A 19,719-nucleotide genomic window follows, 5' to 3' on the forward strand; every position below is an offset into this window, starting at 1 on the left:
CGAGGACGAGGGCACCGGTCAGGACAGCGTTGCGGGTGCGGATCACTGGTCGCCGCCGTCCTCGCAGGCGTCGAGTTGGGAGTCGTCGATGTCGTCCGGGAGATCAGGCCAGTCGCCCGAGGCGGTCAGGTCGGGGACGGTCGCACCGTTCCTACGCAGGCAGTCGATCGTGAGCTGGTTGAGCACGCGGACCGCGGCATCCTCCTCGGCCGTGTAGGTGGGCTCCGCGCCGAGCTCGCTCCCGCACGCGATCGAGACCTCGCCGAGGCGCGGGTCGTCGTCGTGCACGGCAGGTCCGTTATCGACGACGCCGCTGCGGGCGAGGCAGGCGGTGTACTCGTCATCCCATTTCGCTGATCTCTGCTCGGCGGCGTCGCGCAGGGAGAGCGCCCGCTCCTTGGTCATGGGGACGGGCGGGGCGGCGGAGGTGCAGCCGGCGAGCAGGACCGCGGCGAGCGCCGTCGCTGAGAGCAGGGCGACTCCGCGGAGGAGGGAGGTCATGGTCGTTCCTTCGTGGTCGGGAGAAGAGGAGCGTGCGAATCCAGGTCCCGAGCGACCCCCTCAAGCGGAGCGCACGTCGATTCGGTCATCGCCGACCGCACCACTGTCACGACCGACGGAGGGAATTACCTGAGGAGTGCAAGCAGGTGGCGGGAAGCGACATCCCCGTGACACCTCAGGTCGTCACTGTGATCGCTGGTGGCGGCAATCGCTGGTCGTCACCGTCCGCACACTTCTGTACTCCTTCCAGTCGAAATCGGGCGGGACGTCGTTCCAGCCGCCGGAGGACATGAGGTCGGGGACGTCGATCTTGTGTGCGCGAAGGCAGTCGAACGTGAGCCGCGTGAGCACCCGCACGGCCGTTTGCTCCTCCGGCGTCAGAGCAGGGAGTTCACCTCGTCGCGGGTGAGCCGGGAGAGCGCGGAAGAGACCTGGCCGGCGGCGATCGGGCGTGTCGGAGCGAAGAGGCGGTCGTAGCTGCGTGGCGGGACGCGCCAGCATGCGACCGCGGGCTCGCCGGACTCCTCCTCCGGGTCGATCTCGGCGAGCCCGCCGGCCGACGCGGGTGGAGGCCGCCGACGCAGAGGATGGGTCCTTGTCGAAAGGAACTCACCCATGTCGCTCGCGACCCGCTTGGCCGCCCTGGTCAAACCCTCCCCCACCCCCTGGCGGCCCGACCGGATCGTCGCGCTCGACGTAGCCCGGTTCCTCGCTCTGATCGGGATGTTCGCCGAACATCTGATGATGACTAAGCACCCGGGACTGATTCAGCAGATCGTCACGGGCTTCCCCTCCACAATGTTCGCCGTGCTGGGCGGCGTGAGCGTGGCGATCTCGACGCGAAGCCTGGTGAAGGCGGGCCGGCCGGTGGCCGCGTGCGTGTCGGTCGCGGTGCGCGGGCTGATTATCGCGGTGATCGGGCTGATCTTAGGAGCCGTCACGCTCGTGATCGTGATGGTCCTCGCCTACTACGGGGTCGCCCTGATCGTGGTGGCGTTCGTACTCTGGCTGCCGACCTGGGTCCTCGCGCTCGGGGCCGCGGCGCTGACGGCCGCTGGGCCACACCTCATCCTCTGGGCGCGGACCACCTCACCGAGCGGTCAGATCCCGTCGCCGTCGTTCGAGAATCCGCACGACTTTCTCCAGACGATCTTCTTCACGGGCTTTTACCCGGCCATCACCTGGATCACCTACTTGCTGATCGGCGTGTGCGCCGGCCGGGTGCTGATCGCGGGACGGCGGCTCCCGGCCCTGGCGATCCTGATTCCGGGAGCCGTCATGGCGATTGCCGGGTTCGCGAGCGACATCCTGAGCCGCCCGGCCGTGGTGAGCGCGCTCGAGGCGCAGGGAATGACGGGCGACGCTGCCCGGGAGATAGTGATCGGCCAGGGCTTCGGGACGCCGCTCGGCTCCGGCTGGCTCGCCATCCTCAACGCGACACCCCACACGGGGACGACGGCCGACGTGCTGCGGACGGCGGGAACGGCGCTGGTCATCCTCGCCGTGCTGGTCCTGACACTCCAGCGCGGTTCGCTTCCTCTGCCGGTGCGCGTGATCGCCCGCGCGGGATCCGCTCCGCTCACCCTCTACCTCGGGCACTTCCTCGGCTTCTACGCGTTGTTCGCCCTCTCGATGCTGTCGAAAGCGGAGTGGCTGGCGATCGGGCCGGGCGGGCTCGCGGTGCACACGCTGGCGGCGCTGGCGATCGGAGCGTTCCTCCTGCGGACGGGCCGGCGCGGGCCGCTGGAGGCATTCGTGAGCGGACGCGTGCGGGCGGTAGTGCGACGGCTCCCCGTCACAGCCTGAGGCGATACGCGCCCGGGCTTGACGAAGCTTGACGATAAGGTAACCTCGGGAAAAGAAGGAGGACAGATGAACGCCGCATCCGATCGCTATCGGGAAGTGCTCCTCGACCGATTCAGCAGATCTGTCGATGAACTCCTCGACTCCCACACCATTACCGACTTCTCCCAAGACGCTCTCGAGGCGACCACGGCCTCCGCTCTCGCGGGGGTGCGCGAAGCGAACCGGCTGAACGCGCAGCTCGGCCCGTTTTACAGCAGTGATCGCGTCCGGACTCTGCTCGGCGGCATCTCACGCCAGGCCGTCACGGAGCGGGTCGCGGGCCATCGACTCCTCCGTGTCGAGACCTCAGACGGGAAGCTCCTGTTCCCCGCCTTCCAGTTCCAGCCCACGGGCGAGGTGCGGCCGCGGCTCGCGGCACTCCTGCAGACCCTCTTGGCGACCGGAGAGAACAGCTGGACGGTCGCCTATTGGCTCACCACCCCGCTCGCTCAGTTCGAGGGCCGCACTGCCCTCGATGTGCTTGACTCCCGCCGGGCGGACGAGATCGAGGACCTGATGGACCTGGCCGCAGACGACGCTGCTTCGTGGCGCAGGGGACCTCGTGGGGAGGTCTGAGAGCACGCTCCGTCCCCCTGATCCGGGGATCGACCTGGCCCGTTTCCCACTCCGTGAGCACCGGGGCGGACAGCGGCTGCACCGGGCGCACCTGAAGTCCCTCAATCCGTGGTGGTTCTCGAGTTCGCAGGGGCGATTCGATCTTGCCGCGCCCCGGGGCACGCTGAATCTGGCGTCGTCGCGGGAGACCGCCGCCCGCGAGTCGCTGGGCGGCGTCCTCGCGGCGGCCTCAACGATTCCCGCAACGGTCGTGTCGGGTCGTCGGGTCAGCTCGCTCGAGATCCCACGGAGCGGATTCGCCGACTTCACCGCCGAGAGTGCCAGTGTGTTCGGGATCGTGCCGGGCGACGTCTCGGCACCCCGAGCCGACTACGGGCTCACTCAGACGTGGGCGACCGCGATCGCCGCGGCCGGATTCGACGGGATCCGCTCGCGCTCCCGATTCGGCTCGGGCTGCTGCCTGTACGTCTTCGGGGCTGCCGGAGAGCATCCGCTCGGCCCGGTGCTCGCGACGACGACGATGCGCGCTGTCCTCGCCGAAATGCCGGGGATGACGATCGAGCCGACGCCAGCATCCGAGTCGCTCATCGTCGATCCCTGACGGGGCGGGCGCCTCGTGACGGCTGCCACGCACGCTCGACGCTGCGACACACGCCCGCGGTAGACATCGGACGTGCGCCGCGGCTCCTAGCGAGCGTCCGCAGCCAGGAAGGCGAGGACCGCGCGGACGCGGCGGTGACCGGGATCCTCGGCGGAGAGGCCGAGCTTGGCGAAGATGCTGCCGATGTGCTTGGCGACTGCGGCCTCCGAGACGACGAGGACGCGCGCGATGTCGGCATTCGACATGCCGGTCGCCATCCGCTCGAGCACCTCCCTTTCGCGGGCCGTGAGACCGGTCAGCGGTGAACCGGGGCCGTTGCGGTCGAGGACCTGCTGGACGACCTCCGGATCGATCACGGTGCCTCCCGCGCTGACGACGGCCAGCGACGACAGGAAGTCGGAGACGCGGCCGACCCGATCCTTCAGGAGATAGCCCACGCCGCCGACGCCGTCGGCGAGCAACTCGCGGGCATAGGCGCCGGCAATGTACTGCGACAGGACGAGCACGGGTAGGCCGGGGTGCCGGGAGCGGAGGGCGAGGGCGGCATCGAGTCCGTCGTTGCGCCGGTGCGGCGGCATGCGGATGTCGGTGATGACGACGTCGACTCCGGCGCTCGAGGCGAGGGCCGCCTCGACGGCGGCCTCAAGCGCGGGCGCATCGGCCACCGCCGTCACGACGTGCCCGAAGCGCTCCAGCACGGAGGTGAGCCCGTCACGGAGAAGCACCGTGTCCTCGGCCAGGATGATGCGCACGGTCGGGAACGCTAGCGCGGGACGCTGGGTCTCGCCCTGGCTGGCGCCCTCATCGGCGCGGCGGGCACGGCCGGTTTCACAGTAATGGGCGACGGCGTCCCGAAATATAAGCGATGGCCAGTAAGAGTAGTAACCAGGCGATACCAGCACAAGCCGACACTATGGTCGGCGTTGCGGTGGTCTCGAGGATCGCGAGTGGCATAGCCTCACGAATGCCGCTCTCTGTGACGAGCGTTGTGATACTCAGGGGGCCGAGCGCCGCAAACAATACGAAGAGCGGTAGTCGCACGATTGTTCCGCATAAGCCGCCCCAGATTCCACCCCAACAGCCGACTAGTGGCGCGGCTACTATCCAACCCGCGGTGGGGAGCACGTGTCCGGTCGAGCAGAGTGCACTCATCCCGGCGCCGATGATGACCACCAGGGCCGCAAGTACAGCGCCGCTCGTCGCGGCGGCCACGAAACGTGCGACCAACGCGGGTCGCGTGCCGGAGAGAAGGACGTCGCGGGCGAGAACTCCGCTGTCGAATGCGGATGCCGTGCGCAGCGCACCAAACGCGGCTGCTCCGAATGCCGAGCCCTGCAGGAGGGCACTCGCCATTGTCTGGCCGAGCGCAGTCGACTGCGACGCGGTCACGTCGCCGTCGAGCTGTGCCAGCGCAGTCAGGAGCGGCAGCGCGGGCAGGAACGCGCAGATGAGGCAGTAGACGAGCATCGGGCTGAGAGTGAGCCGCCGGAATTCGGCCGAGGTGGCACGAACGATCTCGACCTTTCCCTTCCCGTTCATCGCCGCCGCCGACGTTCGACAGCCCGCGCTCCCGCGACGCTCAGAATGGACCAAGCGAGGAGAACGAGTAGCGCTAGCGGTGCAGGAAGCAGTCCGTCGAGAGGTGCAACTGTCGATCCCGCAAGTGCTCCGGCCGGCAGAAAGCGCTCGATCTCCCGCAGGTGGGTGAGCATCGGCACGGCGATGAGCGGAGGCAGGATGAGTATTACCGGTATTCCCAAATAGTAGTTACGGATGACGTATCCAACAGCAACTCCAATCACACCGCTCAGGGCACAAGAGAGAATGGTTCCTACGGCGGCGACAGCTACTGTCGCGTCAACGACCAGTCCATGCCCCGAAGCCGCCAGAACAGCGATGGTAATGGGAGTCCAGCAGAGGATCGCGACGACTCCGAAGATCGCTCCGGAGGCGGCGCCGGCGACTGACTTCCCGATCAGGATTGCATCGCGATTTCCCAGCAAAAGTGTCCGTTCTAGAGAATGATAGTAGGTCTCCCGGGTGTATGCGTAAGAACCATAAAAGCAGGCACCGAGGGCCGCGCACGCGACACAAGCGAAAACGAGTCGGGTCGCTGCGCCGTCGTCGAGTGAGGCGAGCGAGTGAAGAATGCCCGTCTGACCGAGGGTGAATCCTGGTACTATCACCGCGTAACTCAGCAGCAGCGGAAACGAGGAACCGCTTCGGGCGCGAAGGATCTCGGAGCGGACCAACCTCATGACGCCGCTCATCGCCCTGCCGCCTGGTCGACAAGAGTGAAGTAGCCGTCTTCCAAACTCTGAGAACCTGACCGGGTGAGCTGATCCAGCGGACCGTGAAACAGAAGGCGCCGCCGCATGACAACGACTTCATCGACCGTATGCTCGAGTTCGGCCAGCTGGTGACTCGAGACAAGGACCGTCCGGCCGCGATCCGCTTCGGCTCGGATAAGTTGTCTCAACCAGCGGATGCCTTCCGGATCGAGCCCATTCGCGGGCTCGTCAAGGACGAGGATCTCCGGGTCCCCGGCCAGTGCCGTGGCGAGCCCGAGGCGCTGACGCATCCCGGTCGAATACCCGCGTACGGCAGCCCGGCCGCTGTCGGCAAGGCCGACAGTTTCGAGAAGTTCGTCGACCCTCTCGAGGGACACACCAACCGCGAGGCAGACGATCGCAAGGTGGCGACGCCCCGTTATTCCGTTCTCGAATCCGAGACCATCAAGGTGCACCCCGACAACTCGCGCTGGATCACTTAACTCACCGAAGGAGCGACCACCGATCCGAGCCTGACCCGAATCACCGCGCAAGAGCCCCACGAGCCCCCGAAGGGCTGTGCTTTTGCCCGCGCCATTCGGGCCAAGCAGTCCAACGACAGTTCCCTGCGGGACCGAGAAGCTGAGGTCATCCACAGCGAGCCGTTTGCCGAACGCCTTCGTGAAGTGGCTGAATTCTATTGCGGAGGTCATGATCTGCCCTTCCTCGCGATGGTGAGTGGATGAGCGCACACTACTTGACCTATGCTCGACGTTGGTGTGACGGCCTAGTCTCAGTCCATCAATCTGACAGTTGTTGTTGTCGTGACCGTCATCCGACTCCCCGGATTCAGCCAGATTCCGACAGTCGCCAGGATCACGACAAAGGCGATGTGGCGGCCATGCCAGGTGCTGGTCGGATCGTGCCTCAGTTTTCGCTCGTCATCCGCTGGCGATTGGCGCGGGCGGCGGGGACGCTAATCCGGAACCGTGAGGACAAGGCGCGTCGGTCCCCCCGCCGGGCTCGAGACCTCGAGCCGTCCGCCGACGATGGCCGCCCGCTGCTGCAAGCCGGCGAGGCCCGAGCCGCGGGAGGCGTCGGCCCCACCGGTCCCGTCGTCTTCGACCGTCAGCGTCAGCCGGCCATCGACCACCTGGATCCCGATGTCGACGGTCGTCGCGGAGGCGTGCCGCACGACATTGGTCAGCGCCTCGCTCGCGACGAAGTAGGCGCACGCCTCCACTCCGGGGTCCAGGCGCGCGGTCGCGGTCGCGCGCAGGTCCACCGGGATTGGGAGGCGGGCGGCGAGTTCGCGTACCGCCGCGACCAGCCCGTGGTCGGTGAGCACGGCGGGGTGGATCCCGCGGACGGTGTTCCGCAGGTCGACGAGGGCGCCCTCGACGGCGTCGTGCGCGGCGGCCAGGGTCGCGCGCAGCCTGGTCGTTTCGGCGTCGGTGGCGGTGAGGTCGTCCACGTCCAGCTCGGCGGTGCCAACCAGAAGAGCGGCACTGACCAGGCGCTGCTGCACTCCGTCGTGCAGGTTCCGCTCGATGCTGTGCCGCTCGGCGTCGAAGGAGGTGACCAGCGTGGCGCGGGACGACGTGAGGTCGCGCACCTGCGCCTCCAGTTCCTCCGGCCGCGCAGAGAGCAGAACCCGCACCAGCGCGCCCTGGCCGAGCGCGAGGAGCGTGCCGAGGTAGACGGTGACGAGTTCGATGAGAACCACGACGACCAGGGCCAGCACGAGGGTGGACGGGTCGGTGAGGTTGAAGGTGTGCCCGGGGAGAGGCAGCGTCGGCGGGTGCTCAGAGTAGTAACCGTTGTCGTGCCGGTAGTAGTGCTCGAGAGTGCTAGGAATGAACGCGATCGTCCCAACGATCACGACGTTGAACCCGAGCACCGTCGCGTGCAGGATCCCGAAGACGATCGCGATCATGACGTACGCGGTGTCCCGCCAGGTCGCCGCCTCGACGTACCGGATGGGCAGCCAGCGGTACCACTGCTCCCGCGGGATCGGCGCATGCCCGGACGGGAGGCGCGGCTGACCGACGAGGCGCGCCCGCCGCCGCTCGAGGGCGGCGAACGGCACGGCCCACACGGGAACGATCAGGACGGTAACGATCACAAGCGGGAGGACGATGGCCATGATCGCGACGCTGCTCAGCGCGTAGGGCAGGGCGCGCCAGGGCCAGGAGGAGAAGAGGAAGCCGGGGCGCAGTAGGGCGCGCCAGCCGTTCGCCGCGGTACCGCGAGACTCCTGGGCAGGCGACGGGGGTGCGGTGGAGGGCATGGCGCCCACAGTAGGAGCCGGACGGGCCGAGCGCCCGGGTGCGCCAGAGAGAAGAGGGGTAGTGCTAGCACCACCTCGGGACGGGAGTGCGCACGATCGACCCGCCGCGGCCGAGCTGGTCGACTCGTGGCATGGCAGATCATCAGCAGAACGCACCCCGCACGACCGAACCACTCGTCGAGGCGGTGGGCATCACGAAATCGTTTCGCGCCAGTCGCGGAGCGCCGAGCGTCGATGTCCTCACTGACGTGTCGCTCCGGGTGCACCGTGGCGAGTTCGTGGCAATCGTCGGGCCGAGCGGATCCGGCAAGTCGACGCTGCTCTACTGCCTCTCCTCGCTGGAGGCGCCGACCTCGGGGCGCGTCAGAATCGCGGGCACCGCTGTCGGCACCCTCAACGGCGCCGCGCTCGCCCTCTTCAGGCGCAAGACGGTCGGCTTCGTGTTCCAACGGTTCAACCTGGTTCCCTCGCTCACCGCCCGAGAGAACGTGGCGCTCGCTGGCCGCCTCGCACGGCAGAAGGACGCGACAGCGCAGGCCGACAAGGCACTCGCGGCCGTGGGGCTGAGCGACCGGGCCCAGCACGCGCCGGGCCATCTGTCGGGCGGCCAGCAGCAGCGGGTGGCGATCGCGCGGGCGCTGGCGGCGAATCCGGCGGTCGTGTTCGCGGACGAGCCGACCGGCTCCCTCGACGGAGCGTCTGGGGCCCTGGTGCTCGCACTGCTGCGCTCGCTGGCATCCGGCGACCGTTCGGTGGTGATGGTGACGCACGATCTCGACGCGGCAACCCTCGCCGACCGCGTCCTCGTACTGAAAGACGGGCGGATCCACGCCGAGCTCGCCTCGCCGACACGCCCGCAGATCCTCGCTGCGCTGGACGCGGCGACGAACGCCGACGCGACGAGGGCAGACGCGTGATCCGCCTCATCCTGGCCGACCTGCGCACGGATGTGGCGAGCAGGCTCGGGCCGTTCGTGACGATCGTGGGTGCGGCGCTGGTGCTCGCCTTCGGGATCAGCATGATGGAGACCGCGACGACCCTGTCGAGTTCCTCCGGCGCGATGGTGAGCATGGCCATGACCACCCTGGTCGGGTCCGTCTCCACGTCGATGCTCGTGGTTGGAGCGGTGAGCAAGCTCGCCATCGACCTCCGCCGACAAGAGTTCGCCGCGTGGCGCCTCGCCGGAGTGCAGCCTCGCGCGGTGCGGAACGTGATCCTCGGCCAGTCGGTGGTCGTGGCGCTCGCCGGCTCGGTGCTCGGGGCGGCGCTCGCGACGCAGGTCGTGCCTGGGCTGCTCGACGCGATGCTCAGCTCGACCAGCACGATGACGTTCTCGATGCGCTTCGGCCCGGCGAGCGCGATTGCCGACGTTCTCGTCGTCACGGTGCTCGTGCTCGCGTCGAGCATCCCCGCCGCTCGCCGCGCCTCCCGGACGGAACCGCTGACCGCGTTGCGCGAGTCGACGACTCCTCCCGCCCGGATGACGTGGCGGCGCTGGCTTGTGGTCGTCGCGCTGCTCGGCGTGGTCGCTCTGATGGTTCAGTCGATGGGGACGCAGGACCTGTCGAAGATCATCGGTACGAGCATCGGACTCTCCTCGATCCTCGTTCTGGTCGCGGCTGCGCTGGGTCCGCTGCTCTTCCCCGCGACGGTGCGACTCTGGACGGCCCTCCTGCCGGCGCGCCTCTCGCCGGCGTGGTATCTCGCGCGGCACAACGCCCGGCACGACATGGGGCTCTCGACGGCGGCCGTGACTCCGCTGATGATCTCGGTCGCGCTGATCGGCGGATTCTTCGCCGCGATCGAGACCGCGACGAACACGATCAGCATCACCCACGAGCTCACGATGGACTACTTCACCGGCGATTCCGGCAGCATCCTCGTGAACCTCAGTCTCTTGATCGGCCCGCCGATTGCGCTCTCCCTCCTCGGCTCGGCCGTCGTCGTCCTCGTCGCCGGGCGCGACCGCTACCGCCGCAACGCGCTCCTGCGTGCAGCGGGAGCGACGGACGGGACGATCATCGCCTCCTCGATCGGGGAAGCCGCGGTCCACGCGGTGACGGCACTTCTGCTGGGGACTGGTGTGGTCGCCGTCGCTACGACGACGGCCGCGTGTGCCATCTCTCTGGGGCGCGGGATCGTCGTGCTGCCGTCGATCCCAGTCGCCGAGCCGGGTGCGGTGTTCGGCTTCGGGCTGGTGCTCGTGCTGGCGGCGACGCTCCTGCCGACGCTGCACTCGCTGCGCACCCCGGTGCCGCGGGCGCTCGCGGCCGAGTAAGCACGCTTGATGCCGCGGTGCACGCTGGATCGGGACAGTGAGCGTGCACCACGGCATCAAGCGCGCGGCGCGTTAGCGGGCGAGCTGCTGCTCGACGAAGGCGCGGATCCCCGTGGTGGGGTGGCCGATCAGGCGGGCGAGGGAGCCGTCGGTCTCGCCGAGGAGGCCGTCGGCGATGTTCGCGTCGAGTCCGACGACGAAGCCGACTCCGCCCTCCGGGACACCGGCCTCAGCGAGGATGCGCGCATGCTCGTCTGCGGAGACGTGGCGGATTGAGGCGTCGCGGCCGGCGACCTCGGCGACGAGGGCGGCCAGCTCATCGAAGGTCCAGGCGGTGTCTCCCGAGAGCTCGTGCACGGTGCCGACCAGGGAGGCGTCGGTCAGGGCGACCGCCGCGGCCTCGGCGTAGTCGCTCCGTGCGGCACTCGCGACGCGGCCTTCGCCGGCGCTCGAGAGGGTCGTGCCGGTGGTGGCGAGTTCGCTGACGGTCTGCGCGTAGTTCTCGTTGTACCAGCCGTTACGCAGGATGACGGCGGGGAGTCCCGCCGCGGCGATCGCCTCCTCCGTCGCCTTGTGCTCAGGAGCCAGGATCAGCGGGCTGGTGGTCGCCTTCGGGGCACTCGTGTAGACGAGGCGGGCGCCGGCGCGGGCCGCTGCCTCGATCGCGGCGGTGTGCTGCGCGACGCGCTTGCCCACCTCCGAACCCGAGACGAGGAGGATGGCCTCGGCTCCCGCAAAGGCGGCGTCGAGCGAGGCGGGGTTCTCGAAGTCGGCCACGGCGGTCCGGACGCCGAGGCCGAGGGCTTCGAGTTTCGCGGTGTCTCGCCCGGTGGCGAGGATGTCGGAGGCGGCAGTCCCGCGGGCGAGCAGGTGTTCGATAGCGAGGCGGCCGAGATGGCCGGTGGCTCCAGTGACGACCAGGGTCATGGGGGTCCTTCCTTGGGGGCAGGGTGGCGAATCCGCCACCCTGGGGTGCAACGGGGGCGTCGAGGAGATGCTTCCCGAGACGCGGTCCCCACTCTTTCGCCCTCGGCAAGAATTGTGCCTGGGGGCTTCTCCTACGCGCCACGGGTCGCGATGCTGGTGGAGCGGCCCCACTACAGGGGCCTTACTCTCCCGTCTGGAGCACCGGTGCAACCCTTCGACGACTGGATGCCCGCGCGAGTCGCTCCCGCAGTGCAGCTGACCGGTGACGCGGCGGCGGCCTGGATGCGCACGCTCGGCTGGGAGGAATCGCGAGCGGACGGGATGCGGATCGCGGGCGACGCGGCCCGCGACTCCGCCTTCTCCCTTGCGCGCGTGCAGCACTCGCCCGGCCGGGCCGAGGTGGTCCACGAGGGGCCGGGCCTCGGCGTGCTGCTGGTCGCCGAGGGCGAACTGCGGATCGACGGTGCCGACGAGCTGGTCCGGGGCGCGCTGCTGTTCCCCACTCCGACGCGGTTCACGCTCGAGAGCGCGACGCCCTTCGCCGTGGTCGAGATCGTCTACGGCGCCGCGCACCTCGGAGGCTTTTGGATGCCGCTGCCGGAGCAACCGACCGTGGTCGGCGCCGAGACCACGACGCTGCAGTTCCTCCTTCCCACCGCAATCGCGGCTTTGGAGTCACGACCCGAGCCTGACGCGCCGAGCTGGCCGCTGCTGCGCGAGATGCTCGCAACGTTGATCGGCGGGCTTGTCGTCGAGGTCGGGCTGAGTGAAGGAGGTCTGGTTCGCGCGGCCATCGAGGTGATCGCGCGCGACTGGGAGGATGCGGACGTCGACGTACCGGCGCTGGCCGCGGAGCTGGAGGTGACGGTGGGCGAGCTGGAGGCAGCGTTTGAGGCGACGGGAAGGACTGCAGGCGGCATGCTTCGCGCGGCGCGCGCGGCGGGAGCGCGCGCGATGCTCGCACGGCGGCGATGGGTGACGGAGTCGGACCTCGAGGCGGTCGCGGAGCTGGCGGGATTCACGACGGCCGGCGACATGCTCAAAGCGGTCGGGGAGGAGCCGGAGCGCTCGTTGTGAGCGGAGGACCCGCGCCCCCGCAAACGACTCGTTCACTTCGCGTTCAGGCCGCGGTCACCTCCGCACCGCATCCCGGTTGGCCGGATTTGGTTCGCTCGACGCATCCCCCACTGCGACACCGAAGGACGCGACCACGATGACCGACACCTCCCGACGACTCCTGCTGCCGATGACCGGCCACGTCCGGGGGAAGCGCAGCCCCGTCACCTGTGCACTGAAGTGTGCCAACGCCTGCTCCATCGCGACCTGCAACACCTCGCACAACAGCTACTTCCGCGACATCGTCTCGTCGCAGCTCTCGCGCCGCAGCGCGCTCGGCCTGGGCCTCGCGGGCGCGGTCACCGTGGCCGTCGCCTCGGCCTCGGGCGCGCCCACCGCCGAGGCGGCTGTCGATGACCGGTCCCCACTCGCGTTCACACCGATCGCTCCGGTGCCGTACCTCACCGACGAGTTCACGGTGCCGGAGGGGTTCGCCTGGCAGTCGATCATCCGGTGGGGAGACCCGCTCTTCGCCGACAGCCCGGCTTTCTCGCTGGAGGACCAGACGGAGGCGGCGCAGTCCGCGCAGTTCGGCTACAACAACGACTACACCGACATCGTCGAGATTCCGGGCTCGCAGCGGCTGCGCGCGCTGCTCGTCGTCAACCACGAGTACACGAACGAGAGCATCATGTTCCCGGCCGCGCAGCTCGACGCCGAGCCGGAGCGAGTGCGCGCCGTCGGCCGCGCCGCCCACGGCCTCAGCGTGGTCGAGCTGGTGCGCACCGCGGTCGACCGCCCGTGGACGTACGTCCGCGGGGGAGCGCACAACCGCCGCTACCTGATGAACACGCCCTACGCGGTGACCGGTGCCGCCGCCGGCTCCGACCTGCTCAAGACGGTCGCCGATCCCTCCGGCCGCACGGTGCTCGGCACGCTCGGCAACTGCTCGGGAGGAACCACGCCGTGGGGGACGATCCTCTCGGGCGAGGAGAACTTCAACGGCTACTTCCGCGTGACGGGAACGAGTGCCGCGCAGAAGCGGTACGGGCTTGTCGACTCCGAGACCTCGCGGCGCTGGGAGCTCGACGACCCCCGCTTCGACGCACGCACTCCGGGATACGAGAACGAGCCGAACCGCTTCGGCTGGATCGTCGAGTTCGACCCGTTCGATCCGACGTCGACCCCGAAGAAGCACACTGCGCTCGGCCGCCTCAAGCACGAGGGCGCGAACGTCATCATCGCCCCGGACGGCCGCGTGGTCGCCTACATGGGTGACGACGAGCGCTTCGACTACCTCTACAAGTTCGTGTCGACGAAGCGCTACATCGAGGGCGACCGCGCTCACAATATGACGCTGCTGGAGGAGGGCGACCTCTTCGTCGCGCGCTTCACCGGCGACTCCCCCGTGGCCGAGATCACCGGGACCGGAGCCGTCCCCTCGGATGGCGCTTTCGACGGCATCGGCGAGTGGCTGCCGCTGGTGGTGAGCGGCGCCTCCGCGATTGCCGGAATGAGCGTGGAGGAGGTGCTCGTGCACACGCGTCAGGCCGCGGACCTCGCGGGCGCCACGAAGATGGACCGCTGCGAGGACGTACAGCCCAGCCTGGTCAGCGGGCGAATCTACGTGTCGTGCACCAACAACTCCGACCGCGGCAAGGCAGGCAAGGAGGGCGCGACCGAGATCAACCCGCGCACCGAGAACCGCGACGGCCACATCGTCGAGATCATCGAGGACGGCGGCGATCAGGCCGGCCGTACCTTCACCTGGAACCTGCTGATGCTCTGCGGTGACCAGGCGCAGGGCGACGCGGTCTACTTCTCCGGCTTCCCGGCGGACAAGGTCTCGCCGATCTCCTGCCCCGACAACCTGGCCTTCGACTCGGTGGGGAACCTCTGGATCGCCACGGACGGGGCGCCCGACGGCATCGGCTACAACGACGGCCTGTTCAAGGTGACGCTCGACGGGGCGAGCCGCGGCAAGGTGGAGCAGTTCCTCTCGGTGCCGCGCGATGCCGAGACCTGCGGCCCGATCGTGCACGACCTCGACCAGCACGTGTTCGTGGCGGTGCAGCACCCGGGTGAGGAGGGCACCTTCGAGGCGCCGCACTCGATGTTCCCGGACTACGGATCGACGGCGGCCGGCGCGGTGGCGGCGCCGCGTCCGACGATCGTGCAGATTCTGCCGGCCGCACAGGTGGTGCAGCCGGGGCCGACTCCGGGGGCGACCACTGCGCCGACTCCCGTGGAGACTCCCGGGCAGACTCCCGGGCAGACGGGAGCGCCGGCCGGGAGCCCGACTGCCGACCCGCCGATGTCCTCACCCGCTCCGACCCCCCTCGCACCACCGGCCGGCGGCTCGGGCGGAAAGCTCGCCGCCACCGGCGTCGAGAGCGCTGGCCTGATCGCCGGCGCGACGGCTCTGCTGGCGGCAGGGGCGGCCGCGGTGGGACTGGGCGCCCGTCGCCGCCGAGCCGAGGACGACTCCGAGGCGTGAGGGGGAGGCGGCCGCGGCTGCCGCGCTCCTGTGCGCTAGGTTGATCGCGATGCCGACCCTCAGGAGCCGCGAGTCGGCAGTGATCGCCGCCGTGCAGCGCGCACCCCTCACGCGTCTCCTCCTCCCGATTGCCCGCGGACTGAGCCTCGTCGGCGAGCACGCAGCGGGCTGGCTGCTGCTGGGAGTGGTCGGGGCGTTCCTGGATCCGTCGCGGTTCTGGGCGTGGGCGCTCTGCGACGTCGCGATCGTGGTAGCTCACGGGCTCTCGATCGTGGTGAAGCGCGTGGTGCGCCGGCCGCGTCCGCACGGCGAGGGCGTGCAGGTGCTCGGGACGGCACCGAGCAAGCTCAGCTTCCCGAGTTCGCACGCGTCGTCCACGACGACCGCGGCGATCGTGTTCACGGTGATGCTGCCGGGACTCTGGCCGCTGGCGGTGGTCGTGGTGGTCGCGATGCTGGTGTCGCGGCTGGCGCTCGGGATGCACTTTCCGACCGACGTGCTCGCGGGGGCGCTGCTCGGCGGGCTGACGGCGCTGGCCGCGCTGCTGCTGCCTGCGCTGTCCTTGTAAACCGGCACTCCTCCGACGCTTGAGCACGGTCGTGTTCCAAACGTAGGAAGGATTGCCGCGCGCGTACGAGAACATGCGGATGTCGCGGCGGCCAAGCGAATCGTTCCTTCGTTTGGAACCACCCCCATCTTCCGGCTGCGCCGAACGTCAGAGCAGACGCCGTGCGGACGCCCATGCGGTGAGTTCATAGCGCGACGAGAGCTGGAGCTTGCGCAGCACAGCTGAGACGTGAGACTCGACCGTCTTGACCGAGATAAACAGCTCAGCCGCCGCCTCCTTATAGGCGTAACCGCGAGCGATGAGCCGCATGACCTCGCGCTCGCGGGCCGAGAGCCGGTCGAGCTCGTCCCCCGACTCCGCCTGCTCGCCCGCGAGCGCGCCGAAGGCGTCGAGCACGAAGCCCGCGAGCCGCGGAGCTCGACCGCGGCGGCAATCGCGCGGACCTCGGCGGCGAGGTCGTTCGCGACAGGAACGTCGCGCTCGAACAGCCAGTCGCGCAGCTCGCGCTCCTGAGCGCGCGCGATCCGGGCAACCTCGCTGGAGGCGCCCGCGCGGTTCTGAATGAGCGCAAGGGTCTGCAAAACGGAGTCGTGCAGGTGCGCGGCGATCTCGGCCCGCTGCTCCTCGCGCACGCGGGCGGCGCGCTCACCCATCAGCTCGGACCACAGGGTGACCACGCGCGGCGCCGCCAGCACGCCCGCGGCCACGAGGAGAACGCCCACAGCGAGCACAGCGTTGAGGGCACTGGGGCGGCTGGTGAGCACCGCGCCACCCGCGAGGACGAGCAGCCCGCAAGTGGCGAGACGGACAGTGGGGCCATAGCGCGCCGAGCGCGCCGGATCGCCGCGGTCGGGGCCGAGACTCCAGCCGACCGCGCCGCCCGCAAGCACGCCGACCGCGACGAGGGCGCGGGTGACGTCAATGTCGGCGTCGTCACCGCGGACATGAGCGAACAGGACGGTGAGCGTCGCGGCGGCCGTGGCGAGCGCGAGCAGGCCGGCGACCGGGGCCCGGCGGCGGACGGCCGGATCGGCATCCGGCCCCTCAAGAGGAGCGAGTGGAACCAGCGCCCACAGCCAGAGGTAGAGCAGCGCACCACCGCCGCCGAGGGCGGTCGTCGCGAGGGCGAGGAAGCGGGTCGTTCGGACCTTCCAGCCGAGGTGCTCGGCGAGCGCGGCACAGACTCCGCCCAGCACGACCGAGCGCGCGCGCCGCAGAGGAGGACGGACGATCGTGCCGGGGAGTGTGCTCACCCCTGCATACAAACAGGTCGGCCGCGGCTGCGGGGCGGAGTCGGGGTCGGATCAGGGGTTCCCCCGATATCCCGAATCCGCGCTTCACGGGAGACTCGCAGCATGACAGCACAGAGCACGACAGCACCGGACGGCGGCTCCACGGAGCCGGATGGTGCGCAGGAAGGGTCGGCCGGGAGTCAGGAGGGCGCGGCCAGCGGCGGGTCGATGCCGTCCGATTCGGCGTCCGAAGGGTCGGCGTCCGCCGCAGCCGCGCCTCCGGCCTTCGAAAACCGCTTCGTGCTCTGGCTCCGCGGGCTCGATCTGCCACGCCAACCCGGCTGGATCGGCGGCGTCTGCGCAGGGATCGCCGATCGCCTCGGGATCGATCCACTGATCGTGCGCGGCATCGTGATCGTCGTCGCCGTGCTCGGCGGGCCGGCGCTCCTCTTCTACGCGGCGGCCTGGCTGCTGCTCCCCGACCAGGACGGCGCGCTGCCGGTCGAGCGGCTGCTGCGCGGCTCCTTCGACCGCATCCATGCCGCGATCGGCGCGCTGGTGCTCGCCTCGATGCTGCCGATGGCGCAGGGCTTCTGGTCACTCGGCGGGGCGTACACGGGAGCGATCCCCTGGTCGCCGATGACGGGCCGGACGGTGTGGTCGTCGGGCGTGCTGGCTCTGATTGTGGCGTTCATCATCTGGATCGTCCGCCGCAGCGCACGGTCGAGCGCGCCACCTCCTGCCACCGTCGCATTGCAGCCGACCGAGCCGCTCGCTCCGCAGGACGCGCGCCCCTCCTCCCCCGAGGCCGTCGCCGAATGGCGCGAGCGTCAGGCGGCGTGGCGCGCCGAGAGGGAGGCGTTCCGCGCCCAGCAGAGCGTGTCGGCCCGCGAGACAGCCCGTGTCCGTGGGGAGGAGGCGCGCCGTGCCGCCGCCGCCATCACTGCGGCCCGCCTCGAGCGGCGGCGCCTGCGCCGGGCCGCCCGTCCACGACTGCGGGCGAGCCTCACGCTGCTCGCTCTTGGCGCGGCCGCGCTGACCGGCGCGCTCGTCTCACTGACCGTCTCCGGACCGACGGCGACCGTCGTGGGATTCGCCACTGCCGCGCTGGTGCTCGGCGTCGCGATCGTGCTCGCCGCAGTGCTGAAGCGGCGGGCGATTCTGCTGATCGCGTTCTCCGTGGTCGCGTTGCTGACGGCGACCTCGACGGCGCTGCTTCCCACCGATCGCACGTTCCTGCCGGTGCTCGGCAGTTCCTACATGCTCTCGAACGGCACACCCGGGAGGTACTCGGCGCTTCTGGCGAGCGACCTGCACGTGCGGATCGTTCCCGGCTTCGAGCGTGACGGTGAACTCGATCTCTGGGTCGGTGTCGGTCACGTCTCGATCGAGGCGATGCAGGGGACGTCGGTGCGGATCGAGACCACCTCCGAAGAGACCGCGCTCCAGATCATCGACCCCGAGAGTGGCGAGACCGAGGTGCCACGCGAAGTGCGCACGGTCGGCGGACGGACGCTGTGGACGCAGACGTTCGGCGATCCAGCCGCGACGCCATTCGTGGTGCGGATCACGCAGGAGAGCGGCTCGATCAACGTCTACGACTCGACGGCGGAGACCGCGCCCACCACCACTCCACCACCCGACACCACTGCACAGCCCGACGCGGGCGCCACCACAACGACAGGAGAAGCACGATGACCACCCCGATCACTCCCCGGCGCCCGCGGATCCGCGTGGGCGCGGTCCTCTACGGACTGGTGGCCATCGCCGCGTCCTCCGGGTTGCTCGCGATCTCGGCCGATCCCGCCCTGCGCGCGGCAGTCGTCGAGCGCGGACTCGCCCTCGAACCCGGCGCGGTCGTCGCGCTGATCGTCGCCGCTTTCGGCGCTATTGCGCTGCTCCTCGGCGTCACTCACGTGCTCGACCGGCGATCCGGGAGCGAAGCGGACTGATCTCGCCCGGTCGGTGTTCGCAATCGAGGTCAGTTGCTCGTTGACGACGGTGAATGGGGCCCTGTAGCTCTTTCAACCTCGGTTGCGAACGCGGCCGATTCCCACGGCGTCAGACGACCGGCGTCCGCGTCACGATCGCCACGACGAACAGCACCGCCCAGAGCGCCCCGCAGATCAGCAGCCGGAGATCGCCGAGCACGAGTTCCTCCGGCGCCGCGGCTCGCCCGCGCTCGATGTCGAGCGCATACAGGAACAGCGCTGCTCCGAATGGCACGACCGACGCGATCGACACGAGCGAGTTCTCGCCGTTGATGAAGAGCGCCCAGAGCGCGTACGAGATCATCGTCAGGGAGGCGGCGACCGACCAGACGAAGCGCAGGTAGCCCTGCGTATATATCTTCAGCGTGGCGCGGGTGTGGGCGTTCTCGCGACCCTCGCTCTGCAGCTTCTCGGAGTAGCGCTTGCCCGCGACCATGAAGAGGGAGCCGGAGGACACGGCGAGCAGGAACCACTGCGTCAGCGGGATGTCGGCGACCGCGGCGCCCGAGATCGCGCGGAGCACGAAGCCACCGGCCACGATCAGGATGTCGATCACCGGCTCCTCCTTGAGCCAGATGCAGTAGGCGATCTGCATCACGAGGTACCCGGCGAGGGTGGCGGCGAACCACGTGAATCCGGCCACGAACGTCACGAGAACCGGCGCGAGCATCAGCACGACGGCCGCCACCCACGCCGCGCGAAGGGGCAGCGCGCCCGAGGCAATCGGGCGAAAGCGCTTCTTCGGGTGCAGGCGGTCGGACTCGACGTCGAGCAGGTCGTTGAGCAGGTAGCCGCCGGAGGAGGCAAGGCTGAACGCCACGACGGCGATCAGGCTCGCGGCGAGGATCTCGGGCTCGAAAACGCGCGCCGAGGCGACCGGCGCGGCGAGCACGAGCACATTCTTCAGCCATTGACGCGGCCGCATGGCGGCGACCAGCGCACGAGCGGTGTTCACGGCGTCTCCCTCTTGGAGGACGCGGCCGGGACGGCCGGGGGCGGACGGAACGGGGAGAACGGACTCAACCTACAATCGTCGGAGAACGCGACGATCCCGCGCTGTTCGTCACTGCGGAGCCCCAGGGGAGTT

20 protein-coding genes and 2 pseudogenes are annotated in these 19,719 nt (G+C 69.5%); 10 read left to right on the forward strand and 12 right to left on the reverse strand.

The genetic code is table 11. The annotated features are described in order from the left end of the window. Positions 1 to 42 precede the first annotated feature (42 nt). From B0H03_RS09455 to B0H03_RS09460, 3 genes are all read right to left on the reverse strand, one after another. Positions 43 to 501: a hypothetical protein gene (locus tag B0H03_RS09455; protein ID WP_104265851.1), complete on the reverse strand. Its 459-nt coding sequence runs from the start codon at positions 499 to 501 to the stop codon at positions 43 to 45. Positions 502 to 684: 183 nt separating this feature from the next. Next, entirely contained in the window at positions 685 to 858 is a 174-nt protein-coding gene (locus B0H03_RS16560) for a hypothetical protein (protein WP_160487309.1), read from the reverse strand. Positions 859 to 878: 20 nt separating this feature from the next. Next, entirely contained in the window at positions 879 to 1,118 is a 240-nt protein-coding gene (locus B0H03_RS09460) for a hypothetical protein (RefSeq protein ID WP_104265850.1), read from the reverse strand. On the opposite strand from B0H03_RS09460, the gene B0H03_RS09465 reads away from it, so the two are divergent. The 3 genes from B0H03_RS09465 to B0H03_RS09475 all read left to right on the forward strand — a co-directional run bounded on the left by B0H03_RS09465 (position 1,117) and on the right by B0H03_RS09475 (position 3,523). Beyond that, entirely contained in the window at positions 1,117 to 2,307 is a 1,191-nt protein-coding gene (locus B0H03_RS09465) for a heparan-alpha-glucosaminide N-acetyltransferase domain-containing protein (RefSeq protein ID WP_104265849.1), read from the forward strand. The two genes, B0H03_RS09460 and B0H03_RS09465, sit on opposite strands and share 2 nt — an antisense overlap. A 66-nt stretch (positions 2,308 to 2,373) precedes the next feature. Next, positions 2,374 to 2,922 (forward strand): antitoxin Xre/MbcA/ParS toxin-binding domain-containing protein, encoded by a 549-nt coding sequence (locus tag B0H03_RS09470; protein WP_104265848.1) that lies wholly within the window; start codon positions 2,374 to 2,376, stop codon positions 2,920 to 2,922. Then, entirely contained in the window at positions 2,909 to 3,523 is a 615-nt protein-coding gene (locus tag B0H03_RS09475) for an RES family NAD+ phosphorylase (RefSeq protein ID WP_160487310.1), read from the forward strand. Before B0H03_RS09470 ends, B0H03_RS09475 begins: the two co-directional genes overlap by 14 nt. Before the next feature lie 86 nt (positions 3,524 to 3,609). Here the strand turns inward: B0H03_RS09475 and B0H03_RS09480 are convergent, their stop codons facing one another. The 5 genes from B0H03_RS09480 to B0H03_RS09500 form a co-directional block, all read right to left on the reverse strand. Continuing rightward, positions 3,610 to 4,275 (reverse strand): LuxR C-terminal-related transcriptional regulator, encoded by a 666-nt coding sequence (locus B0H03_RS09480; RefSeq protein WP_206612071.1) that lies wholly within the window; start codon positions 4,273 to 4,275, stop codon positions 3,610 to 3,612. Between the two features lie 76 nt (positions 4,276 to 4,351). Then, on the reverse strand, positions 4,352 to 5,062 hold the full coding sequence (locus B0H03_RS09485; protein WP_104265846.1) for a hypothetical protein: 711 nt from the start codon (positions 5,060 to 5,062) through the stop codon (positions 4,352 to 4,354). Then, a complete protein-coding gene (locus tag B0H03_RS09490; protein WP_104265845.1) occupies positions 5,059 to 5,781 on the reverse strand; it encodes a hypothetical protein in 723 nt (240 codons plus the stop codon). The genes B0H03_RS09485 and B0H03_RS09490 overlap by 4 nt, the downstream gene beginning before the upstream one ends. Before the next feature lie 8 nt (positions 5,782 to 5,789). Continuing rightward, entirely contained in the window at positions 5,790 to 6,506 is a 717-nt protein-coding gene (locus B0H03_RS09495; RefSeq protein ID WP_104265844.1) for an ABC transporter ATP-binding protein, read from the reverse strand. Positions 6,507 to 6,769: 263 nt separating this feature from the next. Continuing rightward, positions 6,770 to 8,083, reverse strand: a complete 1,314-nt coding sequence (locus B0H03_RS09500) for a sensor histidine kinase (protein ID WP_104265843.1) — start codon at positions 8,081 to 8,083, stop codon at positions 6,770 to 6,772. Between the two features lie 131 nt (positions 8,084 to 8,214). On the opposite strand from B0H03_RS09500, the gene B0H03_RS09505 reads away from it, so the two are divergent. Continuing rightward, positions 8,215 to 9,000: an ABC transporter ATP-binding protein gene (locus B0H03_RS09505; protein ID WP_104265861.1), complete on the forward strand. Its 786-nt coding sequence runs from the start codon at positions 8,215 to 8,217 to the stop codon at positions 8,998 to 9,000. Beyond that, positions 8,997 to 10,361: an FtsX-like permease family protein gene (locus tag B0H03_RS09510; protein WP_104265842.1), complete on the forward strand. Its 1,365-nt coding sequence runs from the start codon at positions 8,997 to 8,999 to the stop codon at positions 10,359 to 10,361. Before B0H03_RS09505 ends, B0H03_RS09510 begins: the two co-directional genes overlap by 4 nt. Positions 10,362 to 10,433: 72 nt before the next feature. Here the strand turns inward: B0H03_RS09510 and B0H03_RS09515 are convergent, their stop codons facing one another. Continuing rightward, positions 10,434 to 11,288, reverse strand: coding sequence for an NAD(P)H-binding protein (locus B0H03_RS09515; RefSeq protein ID WP_104265841.1), 855 nt, complete (start codon positions 11,286 to 11,288; stop codon positions 10,434 to 10,436). A 204-nt stretch (positions 11,289 to 11,492) separates the two neighbouring features. Here B0H03_RS09515 and B0H03_RS09520 point away from each other — a divergent pair, with 204 nt between their 5' ends. The 3 genes from B0H03_RS09520 (at position 11,493) to B0H03_RS09530 (ending at position 15,409) form a co-directional block, all read left to right on the forward strand. Continuing rightward, positions 11,493 to 12,365: a hypothetical protein gene (locus B0H03_RS09520; protein ID WP_104265840.1), complete on the forward strand. Its 873-nt coding sequence runs from the start codon at positions 11,493 to 11,495 to the stop codon at positions 12,363 to 12,365. Between the two features lie 136 nt (positions 12,366 to 12,501). Then, positions 12,502 to 14,841, forward strand: a complete 2,340-nt coding sequence (locus tag B0H03_RS09525; RefSeq protein WP_104265839.1) for a PhoX family protein — start codon at positions 12,502 to 12,504, stop codon at positions 14,839 to 14,841. Positions 14,842 to 14,890: 49 nt separating this feature from the next. Next, positions 14,891 to 15,409, forward strand: a complete 519-nt coding sequence (locus tag B0H03_RS09530; protein ID WP_104265838.1) for a phosphatase PAP2 family protein — start codon at positions 14,891 to 14,893, stop codon at positions 15,407 to 15,409. A 147-nt stretch (positions 15,410 to 15,556) separates the two neighbouring features. Here the strand turns inward: B0H03_RS09530 and B0H03_RS16565 are convergent. Both B0H03_RS16565 and B0H03_RS17465 read right to left on the reverse strand, forming a co-directional pair. Further along, positions 15,557 to 15,826 (reverse strand): annotated as a pseudogene (locus B0H03_RS16565) (response regulator transcription factor); the annotation flags it as partial. 698 nt (positions 15,827 to 16,524) lie between these two features. Then, positions 16,525 to 16,662: pseudogene (locus tag B0H03_RS17465) on the reverse strand (PspC domain-containing protein); the annotation flags it as partial. 207 nt (positions 16,663 to 16,869) lie between these two features. On the opposite strand from B0H03_RS17465, the gene B0H03_RS17470 reads away from it, so the two are divergent. After that, positions 16,870 to 18,339, forward strand: a complete 1,470-nt coding sequence (locus B0H03_RS17470) for a PspC domain-containing protein (protein WP_237399475.1) — start codon at positions 16,870 to 16,872, stop codon at positions 18,337 to 18,339. Further along, positions 18,336 to 18,593 (forward strand): hypothetical protein, encoded by a 258-nt coding sequence (locus B0H03_RS09545; RefSeq protein WP_104265836.1) that lies wholly within the window; start codon positions 18,336 to 18,338, stop codon positions 18,591 to 18,593. The genes B0H03_RS17470 and B0H03_RS09545 overlap by 4 nt, the downstream gene beginning before the upstream one ends. Before the next feature lie 109 nt (positions 18,594 to 18,702). On the opposite strand, the gene B0H03_RS09550 is transcribed toward B0H03_RS09545, so the two are convergent. Continuing rightward, the gene (locus B0H03_RS09550; RefSeq protein WP_104265835.1) at positions 18,703 to 19,587 is read right to left on the reverse strand and encodes a decaprenyl-phosphate phosphoribosyltransferase; all 885 of its coding nucleotides are present in this window, start codon (positions 19,585 to 19,587) and stop codon (positions 18,703 to 18,705) included. Positions 19,588 to 19,719 lie beyond the last annotated feature (132 nt).

Source organism: Rathayibacter iranicus NCPPB 2253 = VKM Ac-1602, assembly GCF_003149025.1.
Taxonomy (GTDB): domain Bacteria; phylum Actinomycetota; class Actinomycetes; order Actinomycetales; family Microbacteriaceae; genus Rathayibacter; species Rathayibacter iranicus.

Coding starts and splice junctions, on each gene's coding strand:
- B0H03_RS09530 (WP_104265838.1), top strand. CDS start 14,891: ATGCCGACCCTCAGGAGCCGCGAGTCGGCAGTGATCGCCGCCGTGCAG.
- B0H03_RS09485 (WP_104265846.1), bottom strand. CDS start 5,062: ATGAACGGGAAGGGAAAGGTCGAGATCGTTCGTGCCACCTCGGCCGAA.
- B0H03_RS09455 (WP_104265851.1), bottom strand. CDS start 501: ATGACCTCCCTCCTCCGCGGAGTCGCCCTGCTCTCAGCGACGGCGCTC.
- B0H03_RS17470 (WP_237399475.1), top strand. CDS start 16,870: ATGCCGTCCGATTCGGCGTCCGAAGGGTCGGCGTCCGCCGCAGCCGCG.
- B0H03_RS09465 (WP_104265849.1), top strand. CDS start 1,117: ATGTCGCTCGCGACCCGCTTGGCCGCCCTGGTCAAACCCTCCCCCACC.
- B0H03_RS09500 (WP_104265843.1), bottom strand. CDS start 8,083: ATGCCCTCCACCGCACCCCCGTCGCCTGCCCAGGAGTCTCGCGGTACC.
- B0H03_RS09525 (WP_104265839.1), top strand. CDS start 12,502: ATGACCGACACCTCCCGACGACTCCTGCTGCCGATGACCGGCCACGTC.
- B0H03_RS09490 (WP_104265845.1), bottom strand. CDS start 5,781: ATGAGGTTGGTCCGCTCCGAGATCCTTCGCGCCCGAAGCGGTTCCTCG.
- B0H03_RS09460 (WP_104265850.1), bottom strand. CDS start 1,118: ATGGGTGAGTTCCTTTCGACAAGGACCCATCCTCTGCGTCGGCGGCCT.
- B0H03_RS09470 (WP_104265848.1), top strand. CDS start 2,374: ATGAACGCCGCATCCGATCGCTATCGGGAAGTGCTCCTCGACCGATTC.
- B0H03_RS09505 (WP_104265861.1), top strand. CDS start 8,215: ATGGCAGATCATCAGCAGAACGCACCCCGCACGACCGAACCACTCGTC.
- B0H03_RS09495 (WP_104265844.1), bottom strand. CDS start 6,506: ATGACCTCCGCAATAGAATTCAGCCACTTCACGAAGGCGTTCGGCAAA.
- B0H03_RS09545 (WP_104265836.1), top strand. CDS start 18,336: ATGACCACCCCGATCACTCCCCGGCGCCCGCGGATCCGCGTGGGCGCG.
- B0H03_RS09515 (WP_104265841.1), bottom strand. CDS start 11,288: ATGACCCTGGTCGTCACTGGAGCCACCGGCCATCTCGGCCGCCTCGCT.